Raw genomic sequence first — 19159 nt, 5'->3', positions numbered from 1 at the left:
AATTGGGCAAACAATGAGGACATTGTGGCGAGGGGGCAAGCCCCCTCGCCGCAGGTCTTTTTTCGGTTTGACTGACTGAGTCAGATCCCGGCCAGCGCCAGATCCATCGCAAAGTAGGTAAAGATCAGATCCGCCCCCGCCCGCTTGATCGCCCCGAGGCTTTCGCGTACCACGCGGCCCTCGTCGATGGCGCCAGCCTGGGCGGCAAACTTGATCATCGCGTACTCGCCGCTCACCTGATACGCCGACAGCGGCAGGTTCGAGGCTTCACGGATGTCGCGGATGATGTCCAGGTAGGCACCGGCCGGCTTGACCATCAGCGCATCGGCGCCTTCCTGTTCGTCCAGCAGCGATTCACGCAGCGCTTCGCGGCGGTTCATCGGGTTCATCTGGTAGCTCTTGCGGTCGCCCTTGAGCGCGCTGCCGCCGGCTTCGCGGAATGGGCCGTAGAGCGCCGAGGCGAATTTGGTCGAATAGGCCATGATCGCGGTCTGGGTGAAACCGGCCTGATCAAGCGCCCGGCGAATGGCCTGGACCTGTCCGTCCATGGCCGCCGACGGCGCGATCACATCGGCGCCGGCACGGGCAGCCGCCACCGCCTGCTTGCCGAGGTTGATCAGGGTCTGGTCGTTATCCACTTCATGGTTGTGCAGCACGCCGCAGTGGCCGTGGTCGGTGTACTCGCAGAAGCAGGTGTCGGACATCACGATCATCTCCGGCACCGCGTCCTTGGCAATGCGCGACATGCGCGAGACCAGGCCGTTCTCCCGCCAGGTATCGCTGCCGTTGCCGTCCAGGTGGTGGGACACGCCAAAGGTCATCACCGACTTGATCCCGGCCTTGGCATATCGCTCGATCTCGCCGGCCAGTTTCGACTCGGGAATGCGCATCACCCCGGGCATGCTCTTGATCGGCACGAAATCGTCGATTTCTTCCTCGACGAAAATCGGCAGGACCAGGTCGTTCAGGGTGAACTCGGTTTCCTGGAACAGACTGCGCAGGCTCGCATTGCGGCGCAGACGGCGTGGGCGTGCTTCGGGGAACTGGCTGGACATGGGCATTCCTGAGAATCTGGGGAGAAACAAAAATACCTATGGGAGCGGGCTTGCTCGCTCCCACAGGGGTTCAGCGGTTAATTGGAGATCGGCTTCGGAATTTCCAGCCCACGCTTGACCGCCGGACGCGCCAGGAAGCGCTCCAGCACGCGGGTGACGTTCGGGAAATTCTGGATGCCTACCAGGTCACCGGCCTCGTAGAAGCCGATCAGGTTGCGCACCCACGGGAAGATGGCGATGTCGGCGATGGTGTAGTGCTCGCCCATGACCCAGTCGCGGCCTTCCAGGCGCTTGTTCAGCACGCCCAGCAGGCGCTTGCTCTCTTCGACGTAGCGATCGCGAGGGCGCTTGTCTTCATAGTCCTTGCCGGCGAATTTGTTGAAGAAGCCGAGCTGGCCGAACATCGGGCCGATCCCGCCCATCTGGAACATCAGCCACTGAATGGTCTCGTAGCGCAAGGTGGCGTCCTGAGGCAGCAGTTGGCCGCTCTTGTCGGCCAGGTACATCAGGATCGCGCCGGACTCGAACAGCGGCAGCGGCTTGTCGCCCGGGCCGTGGGGATCGAGGATCGCCGGGATCTTGTTGTTGACGCTCAACGACATGAACTCCGGGGTCAGCTGATCGTTGCTGGCGAAATCCACGCGGTGCGGCTCATAGGGCAGGCCGATCTCTTCGAGCATGATCGAGACCTTGACGCCGTTGGGGGTCGGCAGGGAATACAGCTGAATCCACTCCGGATTGTTGGCCGGCCATTTCCGGGTGATGGGGAATGCAGACAAATCGGTCATGGGCAAATCCACGGAAAAATGAGAGTGAGGATCATAAGGCAGATCGGCACCTGTGCGACGCATCAAACCATCATTCTCGCTGATGGTGGAGATCGAAAGAGATGACTGGCCTTGGGCGGCGATCGCTGTACCTTGTCCATAAATTCGCAACATGCTGTCGATAACCTTCGCGACATCCCGTTCAAGGTGACCGACAAATGGCTGCATTCATCGGCCGGAATCGAACCAATGGGTTTCAGAGGACTCTGAGCACTAACCCTTTGAAAACGGACCGGTTTCACGACATGGAAAACACCCGATACAGGACATTTGCGGTGTAGAGGTTTGTCAGCCTTAACCAACTTGCTGAAGAACACTTTTTCCATGATGAATTTTCTGAAACGCGCCAACCGCTTCAAACATCGCGCCTACATTTTCCTGCCCGCCCTGCTGGCGGCCAGCGCGTTGTTCGTGTTGCTGGAGTCTCGCGTCAACGCCGCCCAGCACGCCGATGGCACGCAAACGCTGGTGTTCCTGCGCCATGCGGAAAAACCGGCCGGCGGCCTGGGTCAACTCAATTGCCAGGGCCTGAACCGCGCCATTGATCTGGCGACTTTGCTTCCGGAAAAATTCGGCAAGGCCGATTACGTGTTCGCCGCCAACCCGACCCGCAATGTCGAGGAAGGCGAGCTGGACAACTCCTACAGCTACATCCGCCCGCTGATGACCATCAGCCCCAGCGCGATCAAGCTCGGTCTGCCGGTGAACATCGACTACTCGGCCAACGACACCAGCGACCTGGCCGATGAACTGCTGCACGACAAGTACCACAACGCGGTGATCTACACCGCCTGGTCCCACGGCTATCTGCCTGAGCTGATCAACAAAGTGGCCGGCGAAGCGGTGGGCAAGAAGCAGAAGATTACCGAAGACTGGGAATCCAGCGACTACGATTCGCTGTATGTCCTCACCCTGACCTGGCACAACGGCAAGGCCAGCCTGCAGAGCCAGAGCTACAAGCAGGGGCTGGATAATGGGCGGGAGACTTGCCCGACTTAAGATTTGAGGTGTCTGGTCTGGCCTCTTCGCGAGCAAGCCCGCTCCCACAATGGATCTTCAGTGAACACAAATTTTGTGAACGACGCTGAACAACTGTGGGAGCGGGCTTGCCCGCGAAGAGGCCGGCAAATCCACCCTCAACCTTTCTGATTCAACCTCTCACGCAAATACTCAATCACCGCCCCCCGCTCCCCCGCAAACTCGATCCGCGCGCCTTTCTTCTCGCGCTGGAACACATACATCGGGTCGTAATACTCAACCAGCAGCCCCTCGATCCAGCCCCGGTGCAGGTCCACCGCGCCGCTGCGCCCCTGCTCCGCCAGCGCATCTTCCATCAGCAACAGCATCCGCCGATGGCGCTCGCCACCCAGGCGTTTGTAGACGTTGTTCAGGCTCGCCAGCATGCGCTCGGAAAACAGCGCGAAACCTTCGTCGCCATGCACCCGGATGAACTCGGCGCACAGGTCCACCACGTAGTCGCGCAGAATCCGCTCGACGCGCCCTTGCAGGCTGTCTTCGAGCCAGACCATCGGGAACTGCTGCATGCCCTGGTACAGCGGCAACGGCAATGCGCAGCTGCCGATGGCGCGGCTTTCGTCTTCGAGCACGAACTGTTCGATGCCCTGGTTACGCTTCTTCAGCAGGTCCACCGCCAGGCGGTTTTCGAAGTCGATGTTGGAGGGTTGGCCGGTGGCCCGCTTGCCGAAGCTGGAACCCCGGTGATTGGCGTGACCCTCAAGGTCCACGCCATTGCTCAACTGGGTCAGCACGTCGGTCTTGCCGGTGCCGGTCATGCCGCCCAGCAGCACGAAATCGCACTGGTCGACCGCCTGATCCAGGGTGTCGAGCAGGAAGGTGCGCATGGCCTTGTAGCCACCGCCGACCCGCGGATAGTCGATGCCGGCCTCGGTCTTGAGCCACTGCTGGACGATCTGCGAGCGCAGGCCGCCGCGAAAGCAGTACAGATAACCGTCGGGATGGGCCCGGGCGAAATCCGCCCAGGCCTGCACGCGCTCAGCCTTGATCGCGCCGGACACCAGCTGATGCCCCAGCTCGATGGCCGCCTGCTGGCCCTGCTGCTTGTAGCAGGTGCCGACGCGCTGGCGCTCGTGATCGTTCATCAGCGGCAGGTTGACCACGCCGGGGAACGCGCCCTTGAGGAATTCGATGGGCGCGCGGGCGTCCATCATCGGTCGGTCGTTGAGGAAGATGTCGCGGTAATCGGTGCAGTCGACAGACATCAAGCCACCTCGACCGCGTGGCTCTGTCGCTCCACCAGCTCGCCGATCGGCGCAAGCGTCAGCCCCAGGTCCCGCGCCACGGCCAGGAACTCGTCGTTGCCTTCGGGAGTGACGGCGATCAGCAGGCCGCCACTGGTCTGTGGGTCGCACAACACGCGCTTGTGCAGTTCCTGCAGGCGTCCGAGCTTGCTCGCGTAGCTGTCGAAATTGCGCAGGGTGCCGCCGGGGATGCAGCCCTGTTCGAGGTAGTACTCGACACTCGGCAGACGCGGCACCTGGTCGTAGCGGATGCGCGCGGTGAGCTGGCTGCCGTCGGCCATTTCCACCAGGTGGCCCAGCAGGCCGAAACCGGTGACGTCAGTCATCGCGGTGACGCCGGCGAGTTTGCCGAAGCGACTGCCGGGCTTGTTCAGGGTGCACATCCAGTCGCGAGCCAGTCCCACGTCGGCGTTGCGCAATTTGCCCTTCTTCTCGGCGGTGGTGAGGATGCCGATGCCCAGCGGCTTGGTCAGGTACAGCAGGCAACCGGCAGTGGCGGTGTCGTTGCGCTTCATGTAGCGCTTTTCCACAAGCCCGGTCACGGCCAGGCCGAAGATCGGCTCCGGGGCATCGATGGAGTGGCCGCCGGCCAGGGGAATGCCCGCCTCGTCGCACACCGAACGGCCGCCGCGAATCACTTCGCGAGCGATCTCCGGGGCCAGCACATTGACCGGCCAGCCGAGGATCGCAATCGCCATCAGCGGATCGCCGCCCATGGCGTAGATGTCGCTGATGGCGTTGGTGGCGGCGATACGGCCGAAATCGAAGGGATCGTCGACGATCGGCATGAAAAAGTCGGTGGTGGAGACCACGCCGCGCTCTTCATCGATCGAATAGACCGCCGCGTCGTCACGGGAGGTGTTGCCGACCCAGAGTTTCGGGTCCAGGTTCTGCGCCCCGCTGCCGGCGAGGATCACTTCCAGCACCTGAGGGGAAATCTTGCAGCCGCAGCCAGCGCCGTGGCTGTACTGGGTCAGACGAATCGGTTCGCTCATGAGGGGCACCTTGGAGGGGTCAATGGTGCCGATTCTAACAGAGGGTGTTTGGGGGATTCACAAACGCAAAATCAAAAGATCGCAGCCTTCGGCAGCTCCTACAGGGTCAGCAGGTGTACGCAACATCTGTGGCCAACCCCAATCACTGTGGGAGCGGGCTTGCCCGCGAAGAGGCCGGCACACCCAACATCCATGGCGACTGACACGCCGCCATCGCGAGCAAGCTCGCTCCTACAGTTGTGGGGTCAGAACCCCATGCTGAAACTGATGGTCATCGCATGATCCTCGCTCTCGCTCGCGATCTGCCCCGAATACCCGATGCCCAGTTTCGCCGCCGGGCTGATCTGGAAGTCCACACCCACTTCCACCAAAGCACTGTCCTCGGCAATCGGCACGCCCTGGGTGCTAAAGGAAGCACCGCCGTCGATGAAGGTCAGGTCGGCGTCGGGCTTGGTGTCGCCGAAAGCATGCCGCCAACCAATCGCCGCCCGCGGGGTGAATTGCCCGCCGTTGTCCAGGGTGATGACCTTGCCGGCCCGCACGCCGAGGGTGGAGAAGGTGATGTCCTGATCGGCATCGGCTTCGAGCCGCCCTACCCCGCCTTTCTCCTTGGCGGTGTCGCTGTCGTAGTTGACGTAGGCCAGCCCGGCGAAAGGCTCCAGCGCCACGCCCGCCGCTTCCAGGGTGTAACCGACTTCCCCGAACACCTGGGCGGTGCGGGCATCGTAGTGAGCTTTCAGGCGGTCGTTGTAGGAGCCGACGCTGACGTTGCGCTTGCTCTCGATGTCATGCCAGCTGTACCCCGCACCGAGGCGCACGGCCAGGGCGTCGAACTGCGAGTTGAGGTAGGCCGCCAGGTGATAGCTCTCCACCGTGGCATCCGAGCGCCGGTCATGGGCGTCGATGTCGCTGCGGGTGTAGCCGGCCGCCATGCCCGCACGCCATTGGTCGTCGAGCTGCTTGTCGGTGCCGAGCATGAAGCCGCTGAGGTTGCGATCCAGGCTGGCGCTGTTGCTGTCGCCATCGGATTCGCCCCATGCACCCAAGGCTCGTGCCCAGCCGACCATCTCGCCGTGGCAACCGTTGCTGCTCAGCTGATTGTCGCTGGGTGCCAGGGCCCGACGTGGATCATCCGGACCACTGCACGAAGGCTGACGCATCCGGTCGTTGACCGCGTCGCGGATGTAGCGCGAATCCTCGAGGATCGCGCTGGCGGTGCTGGCGTGAATTTCCCCGGACAGGCTGTCGAAGGCCGCGCGCGCATCAGCGGTGCTCAGGTTGAAAATCTCACCGCGCAAAGTATCGCCCGCCGGACCGTTTCGCATCAGCGCCGACGCCGTGGCCCGCTGATTGCCGGTGGCGGCGACATCGACGAAGGAATTGCCATTGCGGCTCACCGCCAGGGACACCTGATTGGCGCCATACAGCAGCGACGTGTCGTAGAACGCATAGCTTGGCAGATCGGTCGCGCTGAAGGTGCCATTGACGCCACCGCCCGCAGTGATCAGCGAATACACCGCGTTGCCGGTCAACGGTGCCAGGCTCCGCACTTGCAGGCCGCCGCCGAGGGTGGCGCTGCCGCCGACTGCCAGTGGTGTGGCATCTGGCGAGCTGACGGTCAGTGCCAGCAGACCGTCGGCTGCGTTGGTCAGGTTACCGGTCACGCTCAAGATCCCGGCCTGCGCGCCGGAACTCACCAGCCCGTGGTTGACCAGCGAACCGACGCTGCCGTTACCGGACAGGCCAGCGCCGTTGGCCACGGTCACCTGTCCGGCAAGCGAGGCCCGGGCGGCGAGACTGCCGACCTGCAACAGGCCCTGGTCTACCGATACGGCACCGCTGAACGGCTGGTTGCCCGTCAACAGCAGCGTCCCGTTACCGCGCTTGGCCAGCGTTCCGGTGCCGCTGAGGGTGCCGTTGAACTGGCCATCGGCGTTTTGCTGGAACACCAGCAAGGCGTTGTCGAGGATGTTGCCCTGCAGGCTGGTGGTATTACCGATCAGCGTACCGCCACTGACCGTGGTGCCACCGCTGTAGGTATTGGCGCCGCCGAGCACCAGAGTGCCGGAGTCGAGTTTCTCGATGCCGCCGCTGCCCACCAGCGGTGCGGCGATCTCGGTCGATACGCCGGCATTCACCCGCACCGGTGCCAGCGTGCCGCCCGGGCCGTTGACCGGGGTCAGGCTGCCGCCCGCGCCCGGCACCAGGCTGTAACCGCTGTCGAGAAATTGCAGGCCGGTGAAGTTCTGGTTGCCCAGCACCGTCACCGTACCGCCCTGCCCGCCGAACACCGCGAACTGACCGTTCGAAGCGAGCGCCTGGTTGCCGGTCGGATCGGTCCAGTTGGTGTCCGGGCCCCAGACGCCGCTGCCACCGCTGATGGTGCCGTCAGGATTGGTCTTGCCGCCGTTCCAGAACTGCACCTCGCCCGGGGTGTTTTGCACCAGCAGGTTGACCTGGTTGGCCAGCGCGGTCTGCAGGGTCAGGTTCGCTGCCGATACCGGCAGGCTGCCGTAGACCAGACCGTTGTCGGTCAGGCTGCCGCCGTAGCGGAACAGTTGGTAGACCCCGGTGCCGAAGCCACCGGCGTTGCTGATGTTCAGTGTGCCGTCGAGGGTCAGGTTGCCGGCGACATCGACCACGGTGGTGGAACTGGTCGCCGAGCCGAGGCTGAAGTCCAGGCGGGTGCCCGAGGACAACGCCAGGGAACCGACCGCCAGCGGTGACGCACTGCCGCCACCGAACAGGGTCGCACCGCTGGCCAGTTGCACGGCGCCGCCGAGTTGACCGCTGCCGCCGATCCTCGCCCCACTGGCGACATTGACGCTGGCGCTGTTGAGTACACCGTTGACGGTCAGCGTGCCGGCCTGCACCGCGGTGTTGCCGGTGAAGGTGTTGTTGCCGGTCAGCAGCAACGCGCCGGTGCCGGTTTTGTTCAAGACGCCGGTGCCGGTCAGGTTGCCGGTGTAGCTGCCATCGCTGTTCTGCTCGAAGGTCAGGGCCGCGTTGTTGACGATTGCCCCTTGCAGGCTGCTGGTGTCGCCGCGCGTACTGCCGCCATTCAACGTGGTACCGCCGCTGTAGGTGTTGGCGCCGCTGAGCAACAGGTCGCCGCTGCCGTTTTTCACCAGGCTGCCGGAACCGCTGATGGCGCCGATCAGGGTGGTGTCCTGGTTGCCGGCGAGGGTCAGTTGCGCTCCCAGATTGATGGCGTTGGCCAGTTGCAGCGCAGAGCTGCTGTCGAGGGTGCCATTGCCGAGCACGCTGAGAACGCCACTGCTGATCGCGCTGTTGTTGCCCAGCGTCAGAGTGCCGCCGGCGAGTTGAGTACCGCCGCTGTAGCTGTTGTTGCCATCGAGGGTCAGGTTGGCCGCGCCGGTCTTGATCAGGCTGCCGCTGCCACTGATGTCGCCGCCCAGGGTCAACGCGTTGGAGCCGGCGACGGTGAGTGCGCCATTGAGCAGCACATCGTTGGCCAGGTTGACGGCAGTGTTGCTGTCCAGCGCCGTGCCGTTGGCGGCGGTCAGTACACCGCTGCCCAGTGCCGCATTGTTGCCGAGCACAATCTTGCCGCCGTTGAGCGCAGTACCGCCGGTGTAGCCATTGGCCGCGTTGAGCACCAGGGTGCCGGTGTCGTATTTGCCCAGCGTGCCGCTGCCGTTGAGCGCAACGCCAATGGTCGCGGTGGCATTCGGGTCGACCCGCACGCTCGCGTTACCCAGCGAACCGTTGACCAGATTCAAAGACCCGCCAGTGCCGTTTTGCAGTTGGTAGCCATCGGTGACGAACTGCATGCCGCTGAGGGTTTGTGCACCGTTGACGGTGACGGTGCCGGCCGCCCCCTGGAACACTGCAAAACTGTTGCTCCAACCCTGATTGGTCGTGCCGTTGACGTCGGTCCAGTTGGTGGTGCCGGTGCCCCAGGTGCCGCTGCCGCCATCGACCGAACCGTTGGCGACCAGTTGGTTGCCGTCCCAGAACTGCACGGTGACGCCCGCAGCGGTGACCAGCAGGTTGATCTGGTTGGCCAGCGCGGTTTGCAGGGTCAGGTCGCCCGCAGTGACGCTGCCCGGCACGGTGCCGATCAGCATGCCGTTGTCGGTCAGGCCACCGGTGTAGTCGATCAACCGATACACGCCGCTGCCGAAGCCGCCGATGTCGCTGACGTTGAGCGTGCCGTCGAGGGTCAGGTTGCCGCCGACGTCGACCAGTGCATTGCCGCCGCCGGAGACCGGCGCGCCGAGGCCGACATCAAAGTTTGAGTTGGCGTTGAACACTAGCGAATTCACCGACAGGGTGCTGCCGGTGGCGCCGGCCAGATGACCGCCATCCGCCACCGTCACCGCCCCGCCGAGCGTGCCGCCGCCGGTCAGGGTGGCGCCGCTGTTGACCAGCACGCTGGCGCTGTCCAGCGAACCGTCGACGCTCAGGGTGCCGGCGTTGACGGTGGTATTGCCGGTCAGGCTGTTGAGACCGTTCAGGGTCAGGGTGCCGGTGCCGAGTTTGTTCAGCTCGCCCGTTCCGGTGAGCACACCGTCGAAAATGCTGCTGGCGTTGTTGCCACCGATGCTCAGGGTATTGCCGCCACCGATCAGCGCCGTACCGCTGCCGGTCAGGCTGGCGAGGCTGCCCGAACCGCCGAGATTGAGGGTCGCGGCATTGCCGAGGTTGACCCCGGCGTTGTTGCCCAGTGCCGAGTTGCCCAGGGTGGTGAGGCTGCCGGACTGCACGTCGAAAGTACCGCTGAAGGTGTTGTTGCCGCTCAGCGTCAGGTCGGCCAGGCCGTTCTTGGTCAGGGTGCCGGCCCCGGCGATCACGCCGCCCAAAGTCAGGTTGTTGTTGCCGGCCACGCTCAGGTTGTCATTGATGTTGAGGTTGTTGGCCAGTACCAGCGGCGCGCTGGTGTCGAGGGTCGACGCACCCGCCACGGTGACCGCGCCGGAGCCCATGCCCGACGAGGTGCCAAGGGTCACGGTGCCGCCGTTCAGCGTGGTGCCGCCGCTATAGGTATTGATGCCATTGAGGGTCAGGTTGGACGCGCCGTCCTTGATCAGCCCGCCCGTGCCGCTGAGCACACCCGCCAGGGTCAGGTCGCTGCTGCCGGTGTTGGTCAGGTTGGCGTTGAGCACCAGGTTGTTGCCGAGCGACACGGACGTGTTGCTGTCCAGCGACGCGGCACCGGCCACGGTCAGGTTGCCCAGGCCGAGGGCGCCGTTGCTGCCGGCGGTCAGGCTGCCGGCATTGAGGGTAATGCCACCGAGGAAGTTATTGGCACCGCTCAGGGTCAGGTCGGCCGCGCCGTTCTTGGTCAGGCTGCCGGCGCCGTTGATCGCACCGCTCAAGGTCAGGTCGTTGCTGCCGACGATGCCGAGGTTGCCCGCCAGGTTGATGGCATTGCTCGCACTGACGGCACTGCTGGCATCCAGGGTGGTGCCATTCGCGGCGTTCAGGGTGGCCGAGCCCAGCGCGCTGTTCGACGCCAGGATCAGCCCGCCCGCGTTCAATGCCACCGGCCCGAGGAAGGCGTTGTTGCCGCCGAGGGTCAGGCTGGCCGCGCCGTTCTTGATCAGCCCACCGGTACCACCGATCACCCCGTTGAGGGTCAGGGCATTGCTGCCGAGCACAGTGAGGTTGCCATTGAGCGTGGCATCATTATCCAGAGTGACGGCCGTGTTGCTGTCCAGTTGCGTGCCGGCATTGGCGATCAGCTCGCCGGTGCCCAGCGCGGTGTTGCTGCCGACCACCAGGGTGCCGCCATCGAGTTGAGTGCCGCCGGTGTAGCTGTTGGCGCCGTTGAGTACCAGTGTGCCGCTGTCGAGTTTGTTGAGGGTGCCGCTGCCGTCGATGTTCACGCCGACCGTGGCGGTCACGCCCGGATCGACCCGCATCGCCGTGGTGCCGCCGGTGCCGTTCACGGCGGTCAATAGCCCCGATGTGCCGTTCACCACGTTGTAGCCATCCGTGAGGAACTGCATCCCGGTGAACAGCTGCGTGCCATTGACCGATACCGTGCCCGCCGTGCCCTGGAACACCGCGAAGTCGCCGGCCCAGGTCTGGTTCAACGTGCCGTTGGAATTGGTCCAGTTGGTGCCGCCGGCATTCCACGTGCCGCTGCCGCCATCCACAGTGCCGTTAGGGATTGTCTGGCTGCCGTCCCAGAAACGCAGGTTAGTGTTCGGCGCCGACACCACCAGGTTGATCTGATTGCCAAGGGTCTGCACGAGGATATCGCCGAGGCCGTAACCGACCGGCACACCGGCCACGGTCAGGCCGTTGTCGGTCAGCGCACCGACGTAATTGAACAGGCGGTAGACCCCGACGCCGAAGCCGCCGGCATCGGTGACGTTGAGATTGCCGTCGAGGGTCAGGTTGCCGCCGATGTTCATCAGCGAGGAGGTCGATGGCGTGGCGAGATCTGCATCGATATTGCTGTTGGCAGCCAGGGTCAGCGACGCAGCGGACAAGGTGGTGCCAGAGGACAACGCGAGGTGGCCGCCGTTGTTGATGTTCAGACCACCGAGCATCGAACCACTGCCGGTCACCGTCGCGCCCGTATTGACGTTGACCTGCGTGCTGGCCAACGAACCGCTGAGATTCAGGGTGCCGCCGTTGACGGTGGTGTTGCCGACGATGCCGTTGATCCCGGTCAGGTTCAGGGTGCCGGTGCCGACCTTGGTCAGGCCGCCGTTGCCGCTGAGGTCGCCGTCGAAGGTGCTGGTATTGCTTGCCCCGCCCACGGTCAGGGTATTGCCGCCGGCGATCTGCACACTGCCGCTGCCACTCAAGCCGCTGAGGCTGGCATTGCTGCCCAGATTGAGACTGGCGCCGGCGCTGATGTTGGCACCGGAGGTATTGCCCAGCGCCCCGCTGCTCAGGGTGGTCACGCTGCCGGAGACAATGTTCAGTGCGCCGGTGAAGGTGTTGCTGCCGCTGAGAGCCAGGTCATCCAGGCCGTTTTTGGTCAGGTTGCCGGCGCCGTCGATCACCCCGCTGAGGGTCAGGCCGTTGTTGCCGGCCACCGTCAGCCCGGCATTGAGGGTGATGTTGTTGCCCAGGGTGAACGCGCTGCTGTTGTCCAGCGTCGCCGCGCCGCCGACAGTCAAGTCGCCACTGCCAAGCGCGCCGGGCGCGCCCACGGTCAGGGTGCCGGCGTTGAGGGTGGTGCCACCGCTGAAGGTGTTGGTGCCGTTGAGGGTCAGGTTGGCTGCGCCGTTCTTGACCAGTTGACCGGCGCCACTGACCACGCCACCGAGTGTCAGATTCTGTGTGCCGCCGACGCTCAGCGCCGCATTGAGCACGACTGCATTCGCCAGGCTGGCCAACGGCGAGCTGCTGTCCAGGGTTGCCGCGCCGCCAACGGTCAAGGCACCGGTGCCCAGTGCCGAGCTGTTGCCGACGGTCACCGTACCAGCGTTCAGGGTGGTGCCGCCGGCGTAGGTGTTGGTGCCATTGAGATTCAGATTGGCCGCGCCGTTTTTCACCAGGCTGCCCGCCCCGGCGACGGTACCGTTGAGGGTCAGGTCGGCGCTGCCGCCGATGTTGAGCGCGCCGGCGAGGTTGACCTGATTGCCCAGGCTCACGGCGGTGTTGGTATCCAGCGTGGTGCCCGCCGCTGCGTTCAATGCGCCGCTGCCCAGCGCGGTGTTGCTGCCGACCACCAGTTTGCCGACGTTGAGTGCGGTGTTGCCGAAGTAGGTGTTGGCGCCGTTGAGGATCAGGTCCGCCGGGCCACTCTTGATCAGGCCGCCGACGCCGGCGACCACGCCCGCGAGGGTCAGTGCGTTGCTGCCGCCGATGGTCAGGTTACCGCCGAGGTTGACGTTGTTGGCCAGACTGGTCGCGGTGTTGGCGTCCAGCGTGGTGCCGTTGCCTGCGTTGAGCACGCCGCTGCCAAGGGCGGTGTTGGAGCCGACGACCAGCGTCCCGGCATTCAGCGACGTAGCGCCGGTGTAGGTGTTGTTGCCGGTCAGGGTCAGGGTCGAGGAACCCGTCTTGATCAGGTTGCTGGCGCCGCTGATCACGCCGCCGAGGGTCAGCGGGTTGGCACCGCCGGCGGTGAGGTTGGCGTTCAGTGCAATCGCATTGTTCAACGTCAGGTTGGCGCTGCTGTTGAGCGTGCCGCCCGCGCCGCCCACGGTCAGCGTGCCGGTGCCGAGTGCCGCGCCGTTGCCGACGGTCAGGCTGCCGGCGTTGAGCGCGGTGCCGCCGGTGAAGGTGTTGACGCCGTTGAGGGTCAGGTTGGCGGTGCCGTTCTTGATCAACTGACTGGCGCCGCTGAGCACGCCGCCCAGGGTCAGACCGTTGCTGCCGCCAATGCTCAGGTTGCCGTTGAGGGCGACGTTGTTGTTCAGATTGACCGAAGTGTTGCTGTCGAGGGTCGCGGCACCGCCGACACTCAGATTGCCGCTGCCCAGGGCCGTGGCATTGCCCACGGTCAGGGTCCCGGCGTTCAGGGTGGTACCGGCGAGGAAGGTGTTGGCACCGTTGAGGATCAGGTTGGCTGCCCCGTTCTTGGTCAGCCCGCCGCTGCCGCTGACCACGCCGCCCAGGGTCAGGTTGGCGTTGCCGGCGACGTTCAAATTGCCGCCGAGGGCGACCGCGTTACTCAGCGCCACGCTGGTGCTGGCGTCGAGGGTGGTGCCCGCCGCCGTGGTCAGCGCACCGGTACCGAGCGCGGTGTTGGCGCCGACGATCAGCGTCCCGGCATTCAGCGCGGTGCCACCGGCGAAGGTGTTGTTGCCGCTGAGGGTCAGGTTCGCGGTGCCGCTCTTGATCAGGTTGCCGGCACCGCTGATGACGCCGCTCAGGCCCAGCGCCTGGGTGCCGCCAATGGTCAGCCCTCCCGCCAGCGCGACGGCGTTGGCCAGTGTCACCGCCGTGGTCGCATCCAGCGTGGTGCCGGCCGCAGCATTCAGCGCGCCGGTGCCGAGCGCGGTGTTGCTGCCGACAAACAAGCTGCCGGCGTTGAGCGCGGTAGTGCCGCTGTTGGTGTTGCTGCCGGTCAGGGTCAGGCTGGCGCTACCGCTCTTGGTGATCGCGCCGGTGCCGGACACGACGCCGGCCAGGGTCAGGGCATTGCTGCCGAGCACGTTCAACGCACCGGTGATGCCGACGTTGTTGGCCAGGGTCACATTGGCGGTGCTGTCCAGGCTGGTGCCGTTGCTGGTGTTGAGTACACCGGTGCCCAGGGCGTTGTTGTTGCCCACGCGCAGCGTGCCGGCGCTGAGGCTGGTGATCCCGGTGTAGGTGTTGATGCCGTTGAGGGTCAGGCTGCCGCTGCCGGTTTTGGTCAGGTTGGCGGCGCCGCTGATCACCCCGCCCAGGGTCAACGCACCCGTGCCGGTCGCGGTCAGGGTGCTGTTGAGGGTGATCGCGTTGCCCAGAGAAATCGGCCCCGTCGCCGAGATGCTCGATGAGCCGCCAACGGTGATGCCGCCGGTGCTGAACGCCTGGTTGTTGCCGACCTGCACCACGCCGCCGTTGAGCACGGTGTTGCCTGTGTAGGTGTTGATGCCGTTGAGGTTGATCTGGCCGCTGCCGATCTTGGTCAGGCCGCCGCTGCCGGAAATCACCCCGTTGAGGGTCATGCCATTGATGCCCTGCAGGGTCAGGCCGCTCGCGCCCAGGTTGATCTGGTTGGCCAGCAACAACCCGGCGTTGCTGGCCTGGAGAATCCCGCCGTTGGATGTCAGCACACCGCTGCCGAATGCCACGTTGTCGTTGAACTGCGCGACACCGCCATTGAGCGTGGTCGAACCGCTGACCAAGGGTCCCTGCAAGGTCCAGGTGCCGCTGTTGAGGGTCAGGTTGTTGAAGTTGACGTAGGTCGCGCTGGAAGCCGTGCCGGTCCCGGTGGTGCCACCGCCGAGGCCGAGCGGGTTTTGCAGGATCAGCGTGTTGTTACCGGCCGCACCGCCATCGATGGTCCCGGTCGGTGCGAAGGTCAGGTTGATGCCGATCAGGCCACCGAGGCCGACGGAGACTTGCACGCCGTCACCGAGGTTAACGCTGGAACCTGTGATCGCGTAGAAGGTGTTGGTGCTGCCCGCCCCCATCGACACGCCGCCGGTGATGTTGCCGGCGTTGGTGAAGGTGTTACCCGCCGCCGACGTCTCGAACGCGATCCGGCCATTGATGGTACCGGTGGCGCTGTTGGTCATGTTGACTCGCGAACCGCCATACACCCCGACCACTGGCGTATCGGCCAGGGTGATGCCGCCCACCGACAGCCCGGTGGAAGTGATGGTGCCGTCGTTGGTGATAGTGGTGGTGCCCGCCGCCGCATTGTTCACGCCAATCGCCAGACCATCGATGCTGGTCAGGTTGAGGCCGAGCAACATGCCGGTGCCGCGGATGATGCCGGTGGCGTTGTTGACCAGGCTGACCGTACTGGCGGCGCCGGTGCCGATGAATGCACCGCCGCTGAGTATCGAGACCAGCCCCAGCAACGCCGGGTCGAGGGTGCCGGAGTTGTTTACGTTGATGTTGACCCCGGTCAGGTTCAGTACCCTGCCGCCAAGCGCCGCGTTCATCTGCGCGCCCGAATTGACGTTGACCGTCAGGCCACTGGTGGCGCTGCTGTAATCATTGAGGAACAGCGGCAGGGTCGGTACGCCGGAGCAGGTGATGGTCGAGCCGGCGGCGGAACAGGTGGCGAGTGCCTGTGGACTGAGCGCACCGAGAGCAAGCCCGAGACTCAATTGCACAGCGAGGGACAGTGGGGAAAAACGCGAAATCAGGGCAATACCGAATCTTGCGTCCACAGGAGCTCCTTTCGTGGCAAAACCACTTCAATCCATGAAGGGTGTGCAGCAATTACGGTGGCTTGGTGCGGCTGGACTCGAGACTGCTACTACACGGATACCGTTTCATTCCTGACACACGGTAGTAGAGGGTTTGTGATGGGGCACACATTAAATGGTGCTAATACTTTCGTGAGGGAGGACTCTGGGCCGAGCATTTACGGGGGGATACCGCAAGAAAAGGGCAGTGAAATCAAGTGCAATCACTACAGACCCTGCAGGAGCTGTCGCGAGTGTAACGAGGCTGCGATCTTTTAAAGGCAAAATCAAAAGATCGCAGCCTGCGGCAGCTCCTGCAGGGCCCGGTGATGCCGGGAGATCAGGGCACCAGAATGACCTTCTCGCCACTGCCCTGATTCACCTCGGCATAGCGCTCCAGCCCTTCGGCCAGGGGCGATTCGAACAAGCCTTGCGGCAACGGCAACAAGTCCCGATCGAAGAATTTGCCGAACTGATCGAGCATCGCCGCACAAGCCTGCACCCCGTACAGCAACGAATTGATCCCCACCACCGAACCGCCCTTGCGATACAGCCCCAGGGCCGGCAGCTGCACCATGCCGTCCACCGGCGCGGCGATGATGGCAATGCGACCGAAGGTGGCCAGTGCCGCGACGGACGCTGGCAGCCAGAAGCCAGTGGTATCGAAAATCACATCGGCACCGCCGCTGAACACCGCATTCACCTGTGCGCCGAGGTCCTCGGGCTTGTCCAGTTGCAGGGTCTGATAACCCTGATCCTGCAAAGCCTTGACCTGCTCCGGCCGGCGCGCGGCTGCCAGTATCTGCGCGCCCCGCACCTTCGCCAGCGCCAGTGCCGCCGTGGCCACGGCCCCGCCGCCGATCACCAGCAAATGGGTTTGCGCCGTCACCAGACTGCGCTCCAACGCATCCCAGGCCGTGGTGTAAGGCACGCCGAGGCTGGCGGCCTGGGCAAAACTCAGGTGCGTGGGTTTGAGCGCCACGCCATTGGCTGGCAGTTTGACGAATTGCGCGTGGGCGCCATCGGCGAAAAAGCCCAGTTCACGGCCGGTGGCCCAGACTTCCTGACCGATCAGCGCCTGCGGGCCTTCGACGACGACGCCAGCAAAGTCGCGCCCCGGAATCCGTGGCAGCGTGGTGTAGGGAAAACGCCCGAGGACGTTCTTCACGTCGCTGGGGTTCAGGCCCGCAGCCTTGATCTGCACCAGCACCTCATCGGCGCCGGCAACCGGGGTGGGTACATCGACGTAGCGCAGGGCCGAAAGACCGCCGGTTTTATCGAACTGCAGTGCTTTCATCAGGTGTTGCTCCAAACGACAAAGGGAATTCAGGAGATCCAGCCAGCCACCAGCTGCCGGCCCATGGGCCACAGCTTCTCGCCGGCCAGCATGCCGAGCAGACCGATCAGCGCGACGGCCGGTGGTGCGGGGGAACGAAAGTCCAGGGCGCCGTACAACAGACCGACACCCAGGCCGATGACCAGCGAAATGAAGTAGCTCATGGCAGACTCCGTGGGGCAGATGAGAGATGCCGCCAGTCTAGGGAGCCGTGAATCCGGGCACCGGCCAAACACTTCTGAATTTGCGCCAAATAGCCTGGACACCTGCTTTCACAGGCTCACTGCCCACCGCGAAACTGGCTAACAACACAAATCACTGTGGGAGCGGGCTTGCCCGCGAAGGCGTCAGTTCAGTCAACATCGTGGTCGGATGTGCCGGCCTCTTCGCGGGCAAGCCCGCTCCCACAGGTACAGCGTTCGGGTTCAGGGAGCGGTATGGAATTGGGAGGGGGCGACACCCAGTTCCCGCCGGAACATGTCACTGAAACTGCTGGGCGAATAACCCAATTCCCGCGCAATGACACTCACCGGCACGCCCTGGATCAACTCCGCCGCAGCCGTCGCCAATTGCACCTGCCGCCGCCAATGGGCAAACCCCATCCCCAGCCCATCCTTGAACAACCGCGCCAGGGTCCGCACGCTGGCGCCAGCATTTTGCGCATGCTGTTCAAAAGGAATATCCAGCGACGGCTGGGCCATGACCGCCTGGCACAGGTTCATCAAACGCCGGTCGGAATGATCCGGCAGCGGGATCTTCATCCGCGAGCGCCGTGCGCGCTTGAGCTCCAGCAAGGCCAACCCGACCAGCGCCTCGTAATACTCCGGCGCCCCGTCATCGCCCTGCTCCACCAGGCTGACGATCAACTCGCGCAGCAATCCGCCCACCTCGATCACCTGCACGCTGCTGTCCAGGGTCGCGGCCAGTGCGGGCCGCAGGTAGATATTGCGCATCTGCAAATCCGAGACCACTCGAATCCCGTGGGGCACGCCGGGCGGCAGCCACACCGCCCGTTGCGGCGGCACCACCAGCGCCTCAAAGGGCGTCTCGACCCACATCACCCCGCTCATCGCATACAGCAATTGCCCCCAGACATGCTCGTGCGGCTCGATGAACAACCCGCGCGGATAGGTCCGCGCCAGCGGTTGCACGGGCACATCGGTATCACTCAGGTCAGGCGGGACGGCGAGGGCCATGGTCAATGATCATTGGGTTTGCTGGACACACATGGTAACGAGGCGCCGAAAAGCCCGCCAGCCAGTGCATCCAACGGAATTTTCCACAACTGCAGCGATCCCTCTAAGTACAACAGGGAGGAATTCGGGCCATATGATCAACGCAAAACTTTTCGTCATCGAGTACACCCTTCATGGCGCACCCAAGTCGTTCATTATCCGTTCGGAAAAAATGGACAACGCCGAGGCCTGGCACTGGGCAAGCTGCGACGCGGGCGTGGGCCGGATCCCGCGTTTCGGCCGCGAGAAGGTGCAGAAAACCAGCAAACCGATGGCGGAGAAGTTCGGCGTGGAAAACGTCAAATGGCGGCCTGCGAACTGACGCCGCGATGCGTCATGAACACCTTGCAGGAGCTGTCGAGTGCAACGAGGCTGCGATCTTTTGACTTTCAAAAAGCAAGATCAAAAGATCGCAGCCTTCGGCAGCGCCTGCACAGGGATCGCGTGGGGTCAGTGGGCGCACTTGCAGCCCTGATGCGCGCATTCCTCACCACCCTCGTGATGCTTGGCGCAGGCCTCACAGCAATAATGCTTGCCGTGCCGCACCACCGGATGCTCACCGAGCTTGCAGTTGCATTTTGGACAATCGCACTTACGGTCATCGGCCATGAAATCGACTCCTTCTGCAGTGGTCGTCGGGGTTGGATCGAC

The 19159-nt window shown here is 64.2% G+C and carries 11 protein-coding genes; 2 read left to right on the top strand and 9 right to left on the bottom strand.

Annotation, left to right across the window (positions count from 1 at the left end):
• Positions 1-80 precede the first annotated feature (80 nt).
• Positions 81-1055, bottom strand: a complete 975-nt coding sequence (gene hemB / locus HNO86_RS14820; RefSeq protein WP_175377689.1) for a porphobilinogen synthase — start codon at positions 1053-1055, stop codon at positions 81-83.
• Positions 1056-1132: 77 nt separating this feature from the next.
• Positions 1133-1843: a glutathione binding-like protein gene (locus HNO86_RS14815; RefSeq protein WP_175377688.1), complete on the bottom strand. Its 711-nt coding sequence runs from the start codon at positions 1841-1843 to the stop codon at positions 1133-1135.
• A 363-nt stretch (positions 1844-2206) separates the two neighbouring features.
• Between HNO86_RS14815 and HNO86_RS14810 the strand changes: the two genes are divergently transcribed.
• Entirely contained in the window at positions 2207-2881 is a 675-nt protein-coding gene (locus tag HNO86_RS14810) for a histidine phosphatase family protein (RefSeq protein WP_175377687.1), read from the top strand.
• Between the two features lie 137 nt (positions 2882-3018).
• Here HNO86_RS14810 and mnmH read toward each other — a convergent pair whose 3' ends face one another.
• The 6 genes from mnmH to HNO86_RS14780 all read right to left on the bottom strand — a co-directional run bounded on the left by mnmH (position 3019) and on the right by HNO86_RS14780 (position 18469).
• Positions 3019-4122 (bottom strand): tRNA 2-selenouridine(34) synthase MnmH, encoded by a 1104-nt coding sequence (gene mnmH / locus HNO86_RS14805; RefSeq protein ID WP_175377686.1) that lies wholly within the window; start codon positions 4120-4122, stop codon positions 3019-3021.
• Positions 4122-5156, bottom strand: a complete 1035-nt coding sequence (gene selD / locus HNO86_RS14800) for a selenide, water dikinase SelD (RefSeq protein ID WP_175377685.1) — start codon at positions 5154-5156, stop codon at positions 4122-4124. The genes mnmH and selD overlap by 1 nt, the downstream gene beginning before the upstream one ends.
• A 245-nt stretch (positions 5157-5401) precedes the next feature.
• Positions 5402-15919 (bottom strand): autotransporter-associated beta strand repeat-containing protein, encoded by a 10518-nt coding sequence (locus HNO86_RS14795; RefSeq protein ID WP_175377684.1) that lies wholly within the window; start codon positions 15917-15919, stop codon positions 5402-5404.
• A 358-nt stretch (positions 15920-16277) separates the two neighbouring features.
• Positions 16278-17234 carry a zinc-binding alcohol dehydrogenase family protein gene (locus HNO86_RS14790; protein ID WP_175377683.1) on the bottom strand — a complete coding sequence of 319 codons (957 nt, stop codon included), beginning with the start codon at positions 17232-17234 and terminating at the stop codon, positions 16278-16280.
• A 29-nt stretch (positions 17235-17263) separates the two neighbouring features.
• Complete coding sequence (locus tag HNO86_RS14785; RefSeq protein ID WP_110963981.1) at positions 17264-17437, bottom strand: DUF1427 family protein; 174 nt, start codon at positions 17435-17437, stop codon at positions 17264-17266.
• A gap of 261 nt (positions 17438-17698) precedes the next feature.
• A complete protein-coding gene (locus tag HNO86_RS14780; RefSeq protein ID WP_175377682.1) occupies positions 17699-18469 on the bottom strand; it encodes a helix-turn-helix domain-containing protein in 771 nt (256 codons plus the stop codon).
• A gap of 133 nt (positions 18470-18602) precedes the next feature.
• On the opposite strand from HNO86_RS14780, the gene HNO86_RS14775 reads away from it, so the two are divergent.
• On the top strand, positions 18603-18830 hold the full coding sequence (locus tag HNO86_RS14775; RefSeq protein WP_175377681.1) for a DUF6555 family protein: 228 nt from the start codon (positions 18603-18605) through the stop codon (positions 18828-18830).
• A gap of 128 nt (positions 18831-18958) precedes the next feature.
• On the opposite strand, the gene HNO86_RS14770 is transcribed toward HNO86_RS14775, so the two are convergent.
• Entirely contained in the window at positions 18959-19117 is a 159-nt protein-coding gene (locus HNO86_RS14770) for a metallothionein (RefSeq protein WP_175377680.1), read from the bottom strand.
• Between the last annotated feature and the right edge of the window lie 42 nt (positions 19118-19159).

The organism is Pseudomonas sp. C1C7 (assembly GCF_013359595.1).
In the GTDB taxonomy this organism is placed as follows: domain Bacteria; phylum Pseudomonadota; class Gammaproteobacteria; order Pseudomonadales; family Pseudomonadaceae; genus Aquipseudomonas.
This window is presented reverse-complemented; position numbering and strand designations above follow the sequence as displayed.